Genomic DNA, 15,201 nt, shown 5'->3' on the forward strand with positions numbered 1-15,201 from the left:
GGTTTCCCGAACCTGCTTAAGCTGGTCACTTATTTCTGCCAATATGGTCTAGTTGTTTGTCTTAGGCAAGCTAAAAAACCCGATCACGTAGCCTAAGCAAAAGATATTTATTGCGTTGAAAGCAACTGTTCACTTGCGTGACATACGCCTCAGCTACGTCGCTAAAGTTCTGACTGATTCGCCTTTTATTAGTAGTCACATCATGAATATTCGTTTTGCCTATTGGGTTCCCAATGTCAGTGGTGGGTTAGTAGTCAGCAAAATTCCTCAACGTACTGACTGGACGTTTGAATACAATGCCAAACTCGCTCAGACAGCAGAGGAAGTAGGTTTTGACTACGCTCTAGCACAAGCCCGATTCATTGCCAGTTATGGGGCTGAGTATCAACTAGAAGCACTGACTACAGTCGCGGCTTTAGCTCCAGTTACCAAGCGCCTCAAGCTAATTGCGGCGGTGCATCCTGGTTTATGGCATCCTGGTGTTGTCGCGAAGATGGGCGCGACTATTGATGCACTCTCTGGTGGTCGCTTTTGCCTGAATGTAGTCAGTGGCTGGTTTAAGGATGAGTTCATCATCTATGGCGAACCGTGGTTAGATCACGATGAGCGTTACCGTCGTTCTGAAGAATTTATCCGAGTCCTCAGAGGGATGTGGACAGAGGATGAATTCCACTTCAAGGGTGACTTCTACCGGATTAACGGAGGGTGGGTCAAACCTAAGCCTCTAGCCGCTCCACACCCGGAAATTTTTCAAGGGGGAAATTCTAAAGCGGCTCGACGCATGGCATCCCGTGTTTCCGATTGGTATTTTATGAACGGCAACACGGTTGAAGGTGTGCGAGAGCAGGTTGAGGAAATATCTGCTTTAGCCCGTGAAGAGGGACGAACCGTGAAGTTTGCGCTGAATGCCTTTGCGTTGGTACGAGATACCGAAGCAGAAGCTCATGCAGTTTTGGAGGACATTATCGCCCAAGCGGATGTGGAAGCCGTCCACGGTTTTGGGGAAGCGGTGAAGAATGCGGGCGCTTCTAGTCGTGAGAAGCAGGGGATGTGGGCAAATTCTAACTTTTCTGACTTGGTGCAGTACAACGATGGTTTCAAAACTGGATTAATTGGTACGGCTGAGCAAGTTGCAGAGAAAATTCGGGAGTATTACGAAGTTGGAGTTGATCTAATTCTCTGCGGTTTCTTGCACTATACCGATGACCTTCCAGCATTTGGTCGGAATGTAATTCCTTTGGTACGAGAACTAGAGGCAAGTCGGCGTACAAATCCAGAAGTGTTCGTGACAGTTTGAGTGAAAGGAGATGTTGCTCATCATTTCTCAGTAATTGGAGTGTAAGGGAGGTAGGTTCAGCATGACATCAGTAATTAGTAATGAGCAGAAAGCACATTTAATTAGTAGTGACTCTGAAGCGATCGCTATTGCTCATGAAATAGCCCCAAAATTAGCCAAAGAAGCATCCCAACGAGATCAACAGCGGCAGTTACCTGTTGAAGAAATTAAAAAATTCTCGGAAAGTGGTCTTTGGGGCATTACCGTACCCAAAGACTATGGCGGGGCATTTGTCTCGAATGTCACCTTGGCAGAAGTCGTCAAAATTATCTCTGAAGCAGACCCTAGCATCGGTCAAATTCCACAAAATCACTTGTACATGGTGGAAGCACTGCGGCTAGATGGCACTGAAGAACAGAAACGCTTCTTCTTTGATTTAGTGTTGCAGGGGAAGCGGTTTGGCAATGCCTTTTCAGAGGTGGGCACCAAATCAGTCACAGATGTTCAAACTCGCCTTGTGCGATCATCATCGGGTTCTGGATATGTTCTCAACGGCAGAAAGTTTTATTCTTCCGGTGCCTTATTGGCAGATTGGATTCCCGTAGTTGCCAAGAATGAAGATGATCAAACCATCGTGGCATTTGTAGAACGGGATGCCGAAGGGCTAACTGTTATTGATGATTGGTCTAGTTTTGGACAGCGAACCACTGCCAGCGGCACGACAATTTTAGAAAATGTGCAAGTGCCAGAAGAGTATGTGATTCCGCATTATCTAGCATTTGAACGTCCTACAACCATGGGTGCGATCGCCCAAATTATCCAAGCCGCTGTTGATGTTGGCATTGCCAGTGCTGCTTTAAAAGACACGATTGACTTTGTTCGCAACCATACACGCCCTTGGATTGATAGCGATGTAGAACGTGGTTATGAAGACCCTCTGCTCATTTATCAAGTTGGCGAATTGCAAATCAAATTACACGCCGCCGAAGCAATTCTCAGTCGGGCTGGTGAATTTATTGATCGGGCAATTGAAGATATGACAGAGGCAAATGTAGCAGCCGCTTCGATTGCCGTTGCCGAGTCAAAAGCCTTAGCAGCCGAGGCAGCAATTGCTACTACCAACAAACTGTTTGAACTAGCAGGAACAAAGTCAACTTTAAATCAGTTTAACTATGACCGACACTGGCGGAATGCACGGACTCATACGCTGCATGACCCAGCGCGATGGAAGTATTACGCCGTTGGAAATTACCATCTCAATGGTGTCAATCCGCCGCGCCATCCCTGGTTATAAGAAACTATCGAGATTGTAGAGATAATGTCTAATTCTATCTCTACAAATTCTCAAAATTGCTAAATTTATTTAACCAAATACAGGAGGGGCAAATGGCTAATCATGCTTTGCTCAGACGTGGTAGAAACATTTCGACATTTTCAGGATTGGCTACTAATTTAAATACAATTTTGAGGCTGTGCCAGCAGCGTCTAGTCAAGAGGTTTTCGCTCCTGTTTGCTGTGGGGCTAGGGTTGAGCCTGATGGTAGCTGCCTGTAGCGCTCCTACGTCCGTCGCTCCCAATAGCACACCTACAGCTAGCCAGAATCGAGTCGTGCGAATTGGGCATCAAAAATTTGATCCCTTTACGCTTGTGAAAGCCAGAGGTGGATTGGAGGAACGCTTAAAGCCTTTGGGTGTGTCTGTTGAGTGGACAGAGTTTCAGTCGGGGCCACCACTACTAGAAGCGCTCAACGCGGGTAGCATTGACATTGGGCGTACTGGGGATGCGCCTCCAGTTGTTGCCCAAGCGGCTGACGCGCCTTTGGTTTATGTCGGTGGTGGTGCTGCCAAACCCCAAAGTTCAGGCGTTGTTGTACCAGCTAACTCCTCAATCAAAACCTTAGCTGATTTGCGGGGTAAGAAAGTTGCCTTTACCAAAGGTTCAAGCGCCAATTATCTAGTTGTAAAGGCGATTGAATCAGGAGGACTGAAGTTTAGTGATATTAAACCGGCTTACCTTTCACCTGCTGATGCAAGGTCAGCATTTGAACAAGGCAACGTAGACGCTTGGGTGATTTGGGATCCGTTTTTTGCTGCTGTCCAGAAACAGAAAGATGTTCGTGTTTTGGTAAATGGTCAAGGATTAGCGGCTAACCGAGATTTTTACTTGGGTTCTCGTTCATTTGCCCAAAAGAATGCTGACATTATCGAGGCAGTTCGAGAAGAAACCCAGATGGTAGCCCAATGGGCAGATGCTAACCCCACAGAAGTTGTCAAGATTCTTTCACCGATTTTAGGGGTTGAACCTGCCATCTTGGATGTCGTAACGAAGCGGCGAGGTTACGAATTTGAAACTATGAGCGACGAAATGGTTGCTGAACAGCAAGAAATTGCGGATACCTTTTTCAAGCTAAAACTCATTCCCAAGCCAGTCAAGGTTGAAGAAATTGTTTGGAAACCTTCTTAAATCAGTGGTAACTCAAGCAATTTATTTCTGAGTTAAGCCTTCTCTTTTTCTAAAGCGTTAATCCCACCTCTACACCAGGGACTTAAATCGCCCAAGTTTGTCCAATTAAAAATCGAGGATGATTACATGACTATTATTATTGCGATCGCAGGCAGCCCATCTCATCCTTCTCGCTCATCAGCTGTGCTGGAATACGCGAAAACGGTTCTTGCCTCAGAGGGATTGCCTATTGACTTAATTACGGTTCGCGATTTGCCTGCCGAGGACTTATTGTTTGCCAATTTCGACAGTGTCGCAATCCGAAAAGCACAAGCTTTAGTTGAAAAAGCGGATGGAGTGATTATCGCGACACCCGTTTACAAAGCTTCCTACACGGGTGTATTGAAGTCGTTCTTAGACTTGCTACCTCCCGGTGCCTTCTCCGGTAAAGTTATTCTTCCGATCGCAACTGGCGGAACCTTAGCGCACCTTTTAGCAATTGATTACGCTCTCAAGCCTGTAATCGCGACACTTGGAGCGAGGTATGTCTTGGGTGGCGTGTATCTGTTGGATACGCAAATCCAAACCAATCCTGATGGCAGCGTACACCTGGAAGCCGAGATTGAACAAAGACTCAAAGCATCACTGTATGACTTTGTCGATGGGATACAGCAGGTCAAAAATCATCAGTTGGCTCAATCTAAAAAAGAACCGGCGTTAGCACCTTTGGAGTAGACAATGTTGAGTCAGTTCAAGCATCTCGTGATTAAACACAAAAAACTCCGTTCAACACCTAACGTTGTCTTGCTATTCGCGACGACGCTTTGCTTAGGTTTGGCAACCTCTGCTTGCGCTCCGAATAACTCCAGCAGTTCCACTACTCCAGCAGTCAGTAACCAGAATACAAGCCCACAAGCAACCCAAGCTTCTGGTGCTGACAAGCAAAATGTCCTGAGGATTGGCTATGTCAGATGGGGGTTGCTCCCACTGATTAGACAACGTGGGACACTAGAGCGTGAACTAGCTGCCAAGAACATTAAAGTTGAATGGGTCGGACCCTTCCCAAATTTTGCTCCCGTGTTGGAAGCAATCAATGCGGGTAGTGTTGACCTTGCTGCTGGTGGAGATATCCCTGCAATATCAGGGTTAGCTGGTGGGGTTCCGGTGTGTCTGCTTGCCTACCGACCCGCTGTTCCCCAAGCAGAAGCACTTTTAGTAAGAGCTGACTCTCCAATTCAAGCACCCACTGATTTGGTGGGTAAGACGGTTGCCGTTAACCGAGGGGGTTGGGGTGAACATTTGCTGCTAAAAGTGCTGGAGAAGGAAAACGTTCCCAAGGAGCAGGTAAAGCGTGCCTATATGTCACCAACGGATGCAATGCCTGCTCTCATGCAAGGTCATGTTGATGCTTGGGCGATGTGGGACCCTGGTTTAGCGATCGCAGAAGTCGATCATCCTACCCGTCGAATTGCGAGTGGGGAAGCCGCTCCTCACTACGGAGTATACGTCGTCCACCGCCAAGCTTTATCTGAAAAAGCTACTACCATTAGTGCCATCTTAGATGTAATAAAGCAAGAGGGTGAGTGGGTAACGACCAAACCAGACGAAGCCGCTGGAGTTTTGGAGAAAGCTTTAAGTGTTTCACCCAAAGCCGCCAAACAAGCCTTTGAGCGTAAACCCGTTGAGAAGGTACTTCCCCTAGAACCTCTTGTTTTGACTGATATTCAGAATTCTGCCGATTGGATGCTAGAGCAAAAGGCAATTCCAAAACGAGTCGATATTGCAACCTCTGTTTGCCCAAGCATTACAGCACTCAACAAGTAATACCATAAGGTTTAATGTTTGACACTTATTGATGAGGAGAGGTTGTAGGTTGTAGGGAAAGTCAATTCATCACCTACAACCTAACACCTACCACCGAACACCTGACTCTTGAGAGAAGTTATAGGTTGTAAAGAAAAGATTAATTGTTATCAGGTCTTGCCCCATGCAACTAGTGATCAAAGAATCGACGGACTATAAGGCGATCGCCACTGCCTTAGCTAGTGAATTTGCTGAAACTGCTGTTGAGCGTGACGCTAAGGGAGGAACTCCGCAATATGAACGCGACAAATTACGGGAAAGCGGCTTACTCAACCTAATTATTCCAAAAGAATTTGGAGGAATTGGAGAAAGCTGGACTACGATCTTAAAAATTGTTCGGGACTTTGCTAAGGTAGACAGTTCAATTGCCCATGTTTTCTCTTACCATCATCTCGGAGTTGTTGCCCCTCATGTATTTGGCAACTCCGAACAGAAAGAACGCTATTACACTCAAACTGTAAAGAATAACTGGTTTTGGTGTAATGCCTTGAATCCACTCGACCGAAGAGTGATTCTTACCCCAGATGGAAACAAGTTTCGTCTCAACGGCACCAAAAGCTTTTGCTCTGGTTCTATAGACTCTGATGTGCTGCCTGTAACGGCTGTACAAGAAGGTGTCTCTGGACTAATAGTTGTTGTGGTTCCAACTCAGCGAGCGGGTGTGGTTGTTAATGATGACTGGGACAATATGGGGCAACGACAAACGGATAGTGGTAGTGTCACGTTCAATAATGTGCTAATTGAAAAAGATGAAATTCTTTTGCCCAGTTCCGATGGCAATACCTTCAAAACAATCCGTTCCTGTTTGACACAAATAACTTTTACAAATATCTATCTTGGTGTTGCCCAAGGTGCCTTTGAAGCGGCGAAAGAGTACACCAGAACCCAAACAAGACCTTGGCTAACCTCTGGGGTGGATAGTGCGACCCAAGACCCGTATATTCTCCAACATTACGGAGATATGTGGGTTCACTTACAGGGAGCAACCGCCTTAGCAGATCAAGCTGGAGAGTTGCTGCAAGCGGCGTGGGAAAAGAACTTGTCACTGACAGCAGAACAACGGGGGGAATGTGCGATCGCGATCGCAACAGCTAAAGTAGCTGCAACAAGAGTTGGATTAGACATCGCCAACCGGATGTTCGAGGTAATGGGAAGTCGAGCGACAGCTTCTAAATACGGGTTTGACCGTTACTGGCGCAATCTCCGCACCTTCACACTTCATGACCCCATAGATTACAAAGTTCGTGCTGTAGGTAACTGGGCGCTTAACAATCAGCTTCCTACACCTGACTTTTACTCATAACGTGTCATACGTCATTGGTCATTGATTGATGAACAACTGACTAATGACAAAAAACAAAATGAGACAGATACATTTATCGGCTTTCTTAATTGCTGGACACGTTGCCCACAGCCATGCTCTCTGGCGGCATCCCCAAACTGAATTGGGTTTTTTTCAACCCGAAATTTATCAAAATACCGCTCAAATTCTGGAACAGGGGAAATTTGACTTAGTTTTCTTCGCTGACCGCTTAGCAATTTCTGATGGTTATGGTCAGAACTTGGAAGTCGGATTGCACTACGGTGACCAAGATGCAGCTCGATTAGACCCGATTCCGGTTCTCGCAATGATGGCAGCGAGTACGCAGTACATTGGTTTGGGGGCAACTCGCTCGACAACCTACTATCATCCTTACCAAGTTGCCCGGACATTCGCCAGCTTAGACCATCTGACTCGTGGTCGTGTAGCTTGGAATGTTGTAACTTCTGTCAACAATGCAGAGGCGCAGAACTTTGGATTGGAGGAACATTTAGAACATGACCAGCGTTATGACCGGGCTGATGAATTCATGGAAGTTGCTTTCAAGCTTTGGGATAGCTGGCAGGAAGGGGCAATCTTACTAGACCGAGAAAATGGGATTTTTGCTGACCCTTCCAAGGTGAACTACATTCACCACCAAGGACAATGGTTCAAATCTCGTGGCCCGTTAAATGTTCCCCGTAGTCCCCAAGGACATCCCGTGATTATCCAAGCGGGTTCTTCTGGACGTGGGAAAGAATTTGCCGCTCGTTGGGCAGAAGTTGTTTTTACAATTCAACCCAATCTTGCTCGTGCCAAAGACGCTTATACCGAGTTAAAGTCGCGGATGGCAGAGTACGGACGTGCCCCAGAGGATTGCAAGATTCTAACAGCCGTGATGCCATTTGTTGGGGAAACAGAAGCGATCGCTCTAACCAAGCAATCCTTGCACAACGAGTTAGTTCATCCCCTGGTTGGTCTATCAACCTTGTCTAACCATACAAACTATGACTTTTCACAACACGCCTTAGATGAACCTGTTGAAAAGTTAGAAATTCCCGGAATGCGAGGAATGTTCGACTTGGTTTTAAAGCTGAGTCAAGAAGAAGGTTTAACCTTAAGAGATATTGGCAAACTGTATGGGGCAAGTGTGCTAGTCCCACAGATAGTAGGCACTCCTACACAAGTCGCTGATCAGTTAGAAATGATGTTTCAGGCCCAAGCCTGTGATGGTTTTGTCATTTCACCTGCCTATTTACCTGGGGCATTTGAAGAGTTTGTAAAATTCGTTGTCCCAGAACTCCAACGCAGAGGGATATTCAGAACAGAATACACAGGCAAGACGCTACGAGAACATTTTGGGCTGAAGTATCCGGAGAACACTTTTGCTAAGCTGTCCCGATAACTTATCAGCCCAGAAACTTCCTCGTTAACATCACAGCAAGTCACTATTCGGAATCGACAAGGTTCTGCTCCTCGCTCATTGGCAAATAACTTTTCTAGGATTGAGGTTCCGGGATTTTTCTGATCTCGCTCACATAGCTTTGCTACTGACCAGAGTTGATTGAGTTTATTGCTCTTGACTTGAACCCAGAGTGACAGAAGAGCGATATTTAAAATGTACAGTACGCCATTCAATGGCATTAACGGAGGAAGCGATTAACTGTTTTGATTACTATCCTCTCAACCCAAAAATCCAGCCAAGCTAGTACAAAAAAGCAGAAGGTAGAAGGAACAAAGGCTTATACTTTCTACTTTTTGCTCCGTTGTTAACTGGTTACTTATTTCTGCCGCGCTGCACTAGCTTAAAACTAAAATTAATCAGGGTGTTCAATAATTAGTGTTTTGCTTTGAGCTAACGCTTGAAGGTAATATTATAGTGTTCCGTCTTGGAGCATCTTCATCAGAACATATCGTGCAACGGTTTCTCTACCGGGACAAGAACTGAATTGAGCTGATGAGCAGGTGACAGGATGATTAGCATAGACAGGATCGAGATAAGATACTGTTTGATGCTGAATCTACCTAAGCCCAGTTTCCAAGCTCGACTTTTTCCGGAAGGCATACTGAGGAACAATGTTATCTCCAAACAAGAGTAAGTTAGATTTAACAACGACGCTTGAAGCTGATTCGATAGAAATTCCAGGACTAACATACGTTCCTGAGTACATCAGTTTTGAGGAACAAAATCAATTAATTCATGCTATAGACCAACAGGAATGGTCAATGAAGTTGAAACGACGGGTTCAACATTATGGCTATAGATATGATTATAAGAATGGCTCACTAGCTTCTGCAAAATATTTAGGAGCTTTGCCAGATTGGGCAGAACATATTGCAAATAGGCTGTTTAATGATAAGTTAACAGAAAAAGCTTTTGATCAATTAATTGTTAACGAATATCAACCCGGACAAGGCATTATCAGCCATGTTGACTGTGTCCCCTGCTTTGGGAATACGATTATTTCCTTAAGCTTAGGAAGTCCCTGCTTGATGGATTTCACGCATTCTCAAACTCACCAAAAGGTATCTCTGTTGTTGTCCGCAGGTAGTTTAGTAGTAATGGATAGGGAAGCTAGATACCTTTGGCAGCATGGCATTGCTCCACGAAAGAAAGATAACTATAAGGGGACAGAAATTACTAGAACAAGAAGAATATCTATGACCTTTCGAGAGGTTTTATTCCCTTATAAGTAAATTCCTGTTAGAAGTCAAAGTGGCTATCTCCTGAGTAGAGACAGTAAATCAATTCTATAAAGCGAACTACGCAAAATTGTGCGATCGCATCTTGATCCAAACCGATAAAACCTCCAGACTATCGAATTACTGCCAGGGGATAGAGGTAACTGAGTCTTTACCTTTGTAGAGTGAAGGTAAGTTAATCACTAAAGTTATAGAAGCCAACAGAAACCATGCCAGTACAAGATAGAGAGCGTTTAGATACTGACCAAATGAGTGAAGCGATCGCAACAGCAACTCTTCTTGCAGCTTCTACAGCTAAGCTAGCTTCTGAAGCGGTACGGTTGGCGGCTGACAACATTACAACGACTACCACCGTTGTAGGAGAAGCAGTTGCACCTGTGGCTCAGCAATTAGTGGAACAGGGGACACAAACGGTTGGAAAATTCGTCACTCCTATTGCTGAAAATCCCCTGGTAAAATATGCGGCTAAGCTTCCAGGGATTAACTGGCTAATGGCAGCACTTGGTCAAGTTGATGTAGAGCAGGTGTCCAAAGACGTCGAGAAGCGGCGACAGGAGTACCCTTTAGAAACCCCTGAGCAACTGGCTCACCGAATTATTGTCGATACCTCATTAAAAGCCGGGGGAATTGGCTTACTCACTAACTTCATACCGCCTCTAGCGCTAACACTGTTTGCCGTTGATTTGGCTGCCGTTTCAGCACTACAGGCAGAAATGATTTATCGCATTGCGGCAGCATACGGATTTTCGCTTAAAGATCCAGCAAGACGAGGCGAAGTCTTGGCAATCTTCGGTTTATCTGTCGGAGGTTCTGGAGCCGTAAAGGTTGGGCTAGGTTTAGTGGAACTCCTCCCTGGCGTGGGTGCTGTGGTTGGAGCATCAAGTAACGTAGCTTTGCTTTACTCACTAGGATACGTTGCTTGTCGATTCTATGAGACAAAGCGAAATTCGACTGTCGTGTAGATTAGACTTCTACTCAAAGTTGACAGAACCCTTGATTTTCGGTTAGTCCGTCCTCACTAAAGCTCCGGCGGCGGACTTTGTTTGTATATGCCCCTCCAATTCCATTCTGAGGGCTTGGTGCAAGATGTCAGATAAGTAAGAAACCTTTAATAAGGGCTGTAAAACCTCCCGGAAATATTTCTGGGAGGTTTGAGATTTTTGAGAGGTTAGGTGTGATTGCCTGTAGCCTGCTGAGTACGCTAGCGAAGTATGCCGTTAGGCTTATTGCTCATTCATTCCCTCCCAACTTCTCCAGGGGTGGGAGAAGAACCAGGAATGCCAGTTCGTCACGGATTCAGGGGATTAATGGGAACATTTGGCTGAATGGGTACTATGGGTGCAGGAACTAAACTTGGAATAATGTTTGGTGGTGTTGGATTGGCGGGTGGTGGCGGCACAAGAGTGGGAAATAATTCGCGAGGAAAATCATCAGCAGCAATACAAGTATCTAGCGCTCCGGGAGTAGAAGCGTCTACTGCACGGCTTAAACCAATCACACACTCAGAAAAGCGCACAGGAAGAAGGCTACGGCGGCAGTAATCTAGAACCCGAATTACCTCAGCACCTTCGGTACGAGTGTTGATATCAACCATACAGCTTGCTAGCTCTAGTGGGCGTCGGACTCGTGTGCAAGCGGCTAATGCTTCGTCAGAAATTGTCGGTGTCTGGTAGCTGATTCTAAGGACGCACCCAGATAAATCCTTCGGGGCAAGTGCTTGTGAACACGCTACTGATGCTCGTTCTGGGGAGACATCTGCACGTAGGAGTTCGCTAGCACAGACTTGAAATTCAGTTAATGCAAGCGCAGGACGATTGGGAATTGCTAAAGCCAACAAGCTTGCGATCGCAAGTTGACTTGCACAGAATCTGACTAATCGTGGAAGAGTGCGACTTTTCATGCCTGGAGTAACGTTGAGGCAACTTTGCCTACTCATGATGGTTTTACACAAAGATGTTATAGGCTATGCTACTCGGTTGCGGACATTTGCGGGTAATGAGGGCTGGGGATTAGATAACTCGATTAGGACTTACGCACTTCAATACTATGTAGGGCTTGGCAATGCCAAGCCCCGACAATAGAATCAGGCTTTTACCAATTAACTGCGTCACTCCTGTCTATAATCACCTAATCCCAATCTTCCATCAAAAACTAACCCCCTTAATACTCAGGCACAGAGGGGTCAATTTCCCGGCTCCAGGCAGTAATTCCGCCTTTGACATTAATTCCCTTAATACCAGACTCTTTCAAAATTCCCAACGCCTTTGCTGAGCGACCTCCCATCTTGCAATGAGCTACCAACTTATGACCATTGAGCAGTTCCTTCACTTTTTCCACACCTGTACCGTTTTCAATGTCCGGTAGTGGTACGAGAACTGAACCAGGAATCTTCGCAATCTCATACTCATTAGGATTGCGGACATCTAGCAGGACAAAATCATCAGCACCACTTTCGAGTAGTTCCTTGAGTTCCTGCACAGTCATTTCTTGCATTTCCATTTGCTGCTTCGCCTCCTCTGCTTTCGCTTGAGTGATGCCACAGAAAAACTCGTAATCAATGAGCTTCTCAATGACTGGACGCTCTGGATTGGGTCGCAGTTTTAGTTCCCGGAATTTCATATTCAGGGCATCATAAAGCAGCAACCGTCCGCTAAGGGTTGTACCTTGACCCAGAACAATTTTGACAGTTTCCGTTGCTTGGATCACACCAATAATTCCTGGCAAAATGCCAAGAACACCACCTTCTGCACAGGAGGGAACCATTCCTGGTGGTGGTGGTTCCGGGTAGAGGTCGCGGTAATTTGGACCACCTTCATAGTTAAATACGGTGGCTTGACCTTCAAACCGAAAAATCGAGCCATAAACATTCGGTTTGTTGAGCAGCACACAGGCATCGTTGACTAAGTAGCGGGTGGGGAAGTTATCCGTACCATCCACCACAATGTCATAAGGCTCAAGAATATCTAGAGCGTTTTCTGAGGTAAGACGAGTTTCGTAAAGGTCAACCTGGCAATAGGGGTTGATTTCGAGAATCCGGTCTTTGGCAGACTGAATTTTTGGTTTCCCTACCCAAGAGGTTCCGTGAATGACTTGGCGTTGCAGATTCGAGCTATCAACGACATCAAAATCAACAAGTCCTAGTCGTCCAATCCCCGCAGCTGCGAGGTACAAGAGTAGGGGCGAACCGAGTCCACCGCTACCGATGCAGAGAACGCTGGCGGCTTTGAGGCGTTTTTGCCCTTCTAGTCCGACTTCAGGCAAGATTAAGTGTCGGGAGTAGCGTTCGTATTCTTCTTTTTGGAGCTGGATTTCATCCAGATTTGGGTTGAGCATTTCACTCGCTAGTAGAGCTAGAGACAAGACATATATCTTATCTAAATGCTTCTTGTCTTTTTATTTTGATAGTTTTTAATATAAGTTTTCAATCGGCTGAGGACGAAGCTGTAAAAATTTCTTCCGGTTGGAACTGATGCTCATCATCCAAACTCCAGCTTTTGAGGTCGATCGCTTTTCCTTCTTGGACACTGACAATAATGTACGAGTATTGCTGCCATGCGATCGCACGGTCAAATTCTGAAGGGATGGCTGGATGGTCAGGGTGAGAGTGGTAGATTCCAATGATATTGAGGTTGCGATCGCGTGCGTCTTTCTGTGCCTTGAGCATCACAGTCGGTGCAATGCTGAAGCGACGACGTTTGCTAGACTCAAGCTGAGCTGAACCCTCAATCGCTTGAAACGTAGCGGCTTGGGCATCCCAACTATTCTCTGTCGGCAAGACATCCACTAAGATTTTGATATCACCTCTAAGCTCACCCAATAGCAAGCCACAGCACTCTTCAGGATAAGTACGTTCTGCATGGGCTTGAATTACCTGGAGATGATAGGAGAGAAGTTTTAATGTCGCCACACTTGTCCTTAATGAGTAAGTTCGCCCGTGTTCACTACGACATCCGGATTTGAAGATATGGTTATTGTATTTCAAGACCAGCGTGATTAGTGCGATCGCTCTCACTTAGGACGTTTATATCATGACTAAAACACTTGACCCAACTCAAAACAACGCAGACTTTCTTCACTTCTTTCAGCAATATGCAACTGAATGCTTACTTAACCAAGACCATGAGGTGAGTGAAGCCTTAAGGCGTAGGCAGATTACTCATAACACGTTTCGACGACTAGAAGAAACTTATAAAATTTCTTTCAAGCTAGACTCTAGCCTTTCTTTAAAGTCAATCAAAAAGCAAGTTATCAAACAAATAGAAGCAGCAGCTTATTTCATTCGGGATTTCCAAATTAGTATTTTAGGTCAACACACTAGCATTTTTCATTTGTATGAAATTGAGATTCAAATTGCTCACAATCTTAGATATGCATTTAAATTTGACTCAGGAAAACTTTTTATTCAGCTTCCTTATTGGCAGGTAAGTTTTCTTGATTGCCACATTTCATATCAGCAGATGAAAAATCGTTGGAACCGAGGGGAGCATCTTCAACAAACGTCTCCGGTTCGTGAGGTTTGGTGGTTATTCAATCCAATTGGTGAATTTCGGTCTAATCTCAGAACTACACTTTTACTCGCTGTCCAAAAGCAAATCTTGGGAATTGATAACCTCTTTGTCAACTTTGGACTTGCACAAGCGAGTAATAACTCAAATCTGCCGTCAAAGGACGAACCTAAAGAAACTCAGAGTTTTAAGGATAAAGTAATTGCTTTTCTCAGTGCGAGTGTCAATGAGGAGAAACTTGGCATTAGCCTAGAGATGGCACTAAAGAATCAAGATGAAAAAAGTTTAGTTCAGTTGCTTGGGTTATTCAAAAAAAACTTAGCTGACCCTGGTCAAATTGAAGAACTGATTGATACCGGAGTATTTAGCCTGCAAGAGATAATTCACGAAGAACAATCTCAAGTGGATATCAAGATGTTTGGGTTTGTCAATGTCGGCAATTACCACCGTATTGATGTTGCCCTCAATCTGAGTTCAGGGTATTTAAAAAAATATGTTGAGTTTGTGCCTCGAAAAGCCAAGATGAAAGCCATTCAAGTGGGGTTTGTGAATGTCTACACCATTGATGACATTACTGTGAAACCCAACTTTCATGGAGCAATGAAACTCAATTTTGAAGCGGCTGCTCTAGAGCGATCGCTTCGGGAATTACAGTTAGTCAAGTAAAGTTAGATTTCAGCTTCCTCTCTCAATCCACTCACGTCCGGCTCTCTCCGCAGCTTGAGCCGAATAATAAAGTTTGTGTTCTCCAAAAACTGCACCACCAGGACTAATGACTCGAAATTGCCATTCCTGAGTATCGCAGAAATACACCATCAAGATTAACTTGTCGATGCTTACGAGGAGGTAGATTGTTGTATGGGCCATGCTTGAGGCACTCCCTTACTTCTTGCTCTTTCGTCGGGGTGAGCCGCTCGAACATCCCGAACAAATGCGATTAGTTTAGCTTCATTTGGGCATTAGGATTAGCCTCAACTTGATTTTGTCCCATAAAGCTTTCTAGATGCTGCCAGAGCGATGTAAGCTGATTTGCTTATGGTAACTGTCTGTTATCCCCCTTAAGATCTAGAGATAGAGCTTTACAATTCTAAAAATAAAGCTCATGCATTTCC

15 protein-coding genes and 1 pseudogene are annotated in these 15,201 nt (G+C 45.2%); 11 read left to right on the top strand and 5 right to left on the bottom strand.

Annotated features, from left to right (window positions below; all coding sequences use genetic code 11):
• Positions 1-115 precede the first annotated feature (115 nt).
• The 7 genes from sfnG to AC5JL3_RS10300 all read left to right on the top strand — a co-directional run bounded on the left by sfnG (position 116) and on the right by AC5JL3_RS10300 (position 8,286).
• Positions 116-1,297 (top strand): dimethylsulfone monooxygenase SfnG, encoded by a 1,182-nt coding sequence (gene sfnG / locus AC5JL3_RS10270; protein ID WP_496074399.1) that lies wholly within the window; start codon positions 116-118, stop codon positions 1,295-1,297.
• Between the two features lie 61 nt (positions 1,298-1,358).
• Positions 1,359-2,570: an SfnB family sulfur acquisition oxidoreductase gene (locus AC5JL3_RS10275; protein ID WP_496074400.1), complete on the top strand. Its 1,212-nt coding sequence runs from the start codon at positions 1,359-1,361 to the stop codon at positions 2,568-2,570.
• Between the two features lie 92 nt (positions 2,571-2,662).
• Positions 2,663-3,739, top strand: coding sequence for a sulfonate ABC transporter substrate-binding protein (locus AC5JL3_RS10280; protein ID WP_496074401.1), 1,077 nt, complete (start codon positions 2,663-2,665; stop codon positions 3,737-3,739).
• Between the two features lie 126 nt (positions 3,740-3,865).
• The gene (ssuE, locus tag AC5JL3_RS10285) at positions 3,866-4,453 is read left to right on the top strand and encodes an NADPH-dependent FMN reductase (protein WP_496074402.1); all 588 of its coding nucleotides are present in this window, start codon (positions 3,866-3,868) and stop codon (positions 4,451-4,453) included.
• Positions 4,454-4,456: 3 nt separating this feature from the next.
• Entirely contained in the window at positions 4,457-5,542 is a 1,086-nt protein-coding gene (locus tag AC5JL3_RS10290; RefSeq protein ID WP_496074403.1) for an aliphatic sulfonate ABC transporter substrate-binding protein, read from the top strand.
• A gap of 163 nt (positions 5,543-5,705) precedes the next feature.
• A complete protein-coding gene (locus AC5JL3_RS10295) occupies positions 5,706-6,884 on the top strand; it encodes an acyl-CoA dehydrogenase family protein (protein WP_496074404.1) in 1,179 nt (392 codons plus the stop codon).
• Positions 6,885-6,927: 43 nt separating this feature from the next.
• Positions 6,928-8,286: an LLM class flavin-dependent oxidoreductase gene (locus tag AC5JL3_RS10300; protein ID WP_496074405.1), complete on the top strand. Its 1,359-nt coding sequence runs from the start codon at positions 6,928-6,930 to the stop codon at positions 8,284-8,286.
• A 26-nt stretch (positions 8,287-8,312) separates the two neighbouring features.
• On the opposite strand, the pseudogene AC5JL3_RS10305 reads toward AC5JL3_RS10300, so the two are convergent.
• Positions 8,313-8,525 (bottom strand): annotated as a pseudogene (locus AC5JL3_RS10305) (hypothetical protein); the annotation flags it as partial.
• Between the two features lie 432 nt (positions 8,526-8,957).
• Between AC5JL3_RS10305 and AC5JL3_RS10310 the strand changes: the two are divergent.
• Both AC5JL3_RS10310 and AC5JL3_RS10315 read left to right on the top strand, forming a co-directional pair.
• Complete coding sequence (locus tag AC5JL3_RS10310; RefSeq protein ID WP_496074406.1) at positions 8,958-9,578, top strand: alpha-ketoglutarate-dependent dioxygenase AlkB; 621 nt, start codon at positions 8,958-8,960, stop codon at positions 9,576-9,578.
• Positions 9,579-9,793: 215 nt separating this feature from the next.
• The gene (locus tag AC5JL3_RS10315) at positions 9,794-10,546 is read left to right on the top strand and encodes a YcjF family protein (protein WP_496074407.1); all 753 of its coding nucleotides are present in this window, start codon (positions 9,794-9,796) and stop codon (positions 10,544-10,546) included.
• Between the two features lie 326 nt (positions 10,547-10,872).
• Here the strand turns inward: AC5JL3_RS10315 and AC5JL3_RS10320 are convergent, their stop codons facing one another.
• Positions 10,873-11,484 (bottom strand): hypothetical protein, encoded by a 612-nt coding sequence (locus AC5JL3_RS10320; RefSeq protein WP_496074408.1) that lies wholly within the window; start codon positions 11,482-11,484, stop codon positions 10,873-10,875.
• Between AC5JL3_RS10320 and AC5JL3_RS10325 the strand changes: the two genes are divergently transcribed.
• A complete protein-coding gene (locus AC5JL3_RS10325; RefSeq protein ID WP_496074409.1) occupies positions 11,483-11,665 on the top strand; it encodes a hypothetical protein in 183 nt (60 codons plus the stop codon). The two genes, AC5JL3_RS10320 and AC5JL3_RS10325, sit on opposite strands and share 2 nt — an antisense overlap.
• 79 nt (positions 11,666-11,744) lie before the next feature.
• On the opposite strand, the gene moeB is transcribed toward AC5JL3_RS10325, so the two are convergent.
• Complete coding sequence (gene moeB, locus AC5JL3_RS10330; protein ID WP_496074452.1) at positions 11,745-12,917, bottom strand: molybdopterin-synthase adenylyltransferase MoeB; 1,173 nt, start codon at positions 12,915-12,917, stop codon at positions 11,745-11,747.
• 88 nt (positions 12,918-13,005) lie between these two features.
• Positions 13,006-13,491, bottom strand: coding sequence for a M67 family metallopeptidase (locus AC5JL3_RS10335; RefSeq protein WP_496074410.1), 486 nt, complete (start codon positions 13,489-13,491; stop codon positions 13,006-13,008).
• A gap of 121 nt (positions 13,492-13,612) precedes the next feature.
• On the opposite strand from AC5JL3_RS10335, the gene AC5JL3_RS10340 reads away from it, so the two are divergent.
• Positions 13,613-14,755: a hypothetical protein gene (locus AC5JL3_RS10340; RefSeq protein WP_496074411.1), complete on the top strand. Its 1,143-nt coding sequence runs from the start codon at positions 13,613-13,615 to the stop codon at positions 14,753-14,755.
• Between the two features lie 9 nt (positions 14,756-14,764).
• On the opposite strand, the gene AC5JL3_RS10345 is transcribed toward AC5JL3_RS10340, so the two are convergent.
• A complete protein-coding gene (locus AC5JL3_RS10345; RefSeq protein ID WP_192220330.1) occupies positions 14,765-14,956 on the bottom strand; it encodes a hypothetical protein in 192 nt (63 codons plus the stop codon).
• Positions 14,957-15,201: the final 245 nt, after the last annotated feature.

This window comes from Symplocastrum torsivum (assembly GCF_059505465.1).

What these genes read in the sequence shown, in the direction of transcription:
- AC5JL3_RS10275 (WP_496074400.1), top strand. Translation starts at nt 1,359, where the DNA reads ATGACATCAGTAATTAGTAATGAGCAGAAAGCACATTTAATTAGTAGT.
- AC5JL3_RS10280 (WP_496074401.1), top strand. Translation starts at nt 2,663, where the DNA reads ATGGCTAATCATGCTTTGCTCAGACGTGGTAGAAACATTTCGACATTT.
- ssuE (WP_496074402.1), top strand. Translation starts at nt 3,866, where the DNA reads ATGACTATTATTATTGCGATCGCAGGCAGCCCATCTCATCCTTCTCGC.
- AC5JL3_RS10290 (WP_496074403.1), top strand. Translation starts at nt 4,457, where the DNA reads ATGTTGAGTCAGTTCAAGCATCTCGTGATTAAACACAAAAAACTCCGT.
- AC5JL3_RS10295 (WP_496074404.1), top strand. Translation starts at nt 5,706, where the DNA reads ATGCAACTAGTGATCAAAGAATCGACGGACTATAAGGCGATCGCCACT.
- AC5JL3_RS10300 (WP_496074405.1), top strand. Translation starts at nt 6,928, where the DNA reads ATGACAAAAAACAAAATGAGACAGATACATTTATCGGCTTTCTTAATT.
- AC5JL3_RS10310 (WP_496074406.1), top strand. Translation starts at nt 8,958, where the DNA reads ATGTTATCTCCAAACAAGAGTAAGTTAGATTTAACAACGACGCTTGAA.
- AC5JL3_RS10315 (WP_496074407.1), top strand. Translation starts at nt 9,794, where the DNA reads ATGCCAGTACAAGATAGAGAGCGTTTAGATACTGACCAAATGAGTGAA.
- AC5JL3_RS10325 (WP_496074409.1), top strand. Translation starts at nt 11,483, where the DNA reads ATGCCTGGAGTAACGTTGAGGCAACTTTGCCTACTCATGATGGTTTTA.
- AC5JL3_RS10320 (WP_496074408.1), bottom strand. Translation starts at nt 11,484, where the DNA reads ATGAAAAGTCGCACTCTTCCACGATTAGTCAGATTCTGTGCAAGTCAA.
- moeB (WP_496074452.1), bottom strand. Translation starts at nt 12,917, where the DNA reads ATGCTCAACCCAAATCTGGATGAAATCCAGCTCCAAAAAGAAGAATAC.
- AC5JL3_RS10340 (WP_496074411.1), top strand. Translation starts at nt 13,613, where the DNA reads ATGACTAAAACACTTGACCCAACTCAAAACAACGCAGACTTTCTTCAC.
- AC5JL3_RS10345 (WP_192220330.1), bottom strand. Translation starts at nt 14,956, where the DNA reads ATGGCCCATACAACAATCTACCTCCTCGTAAGCATCGACAAGTTAATC.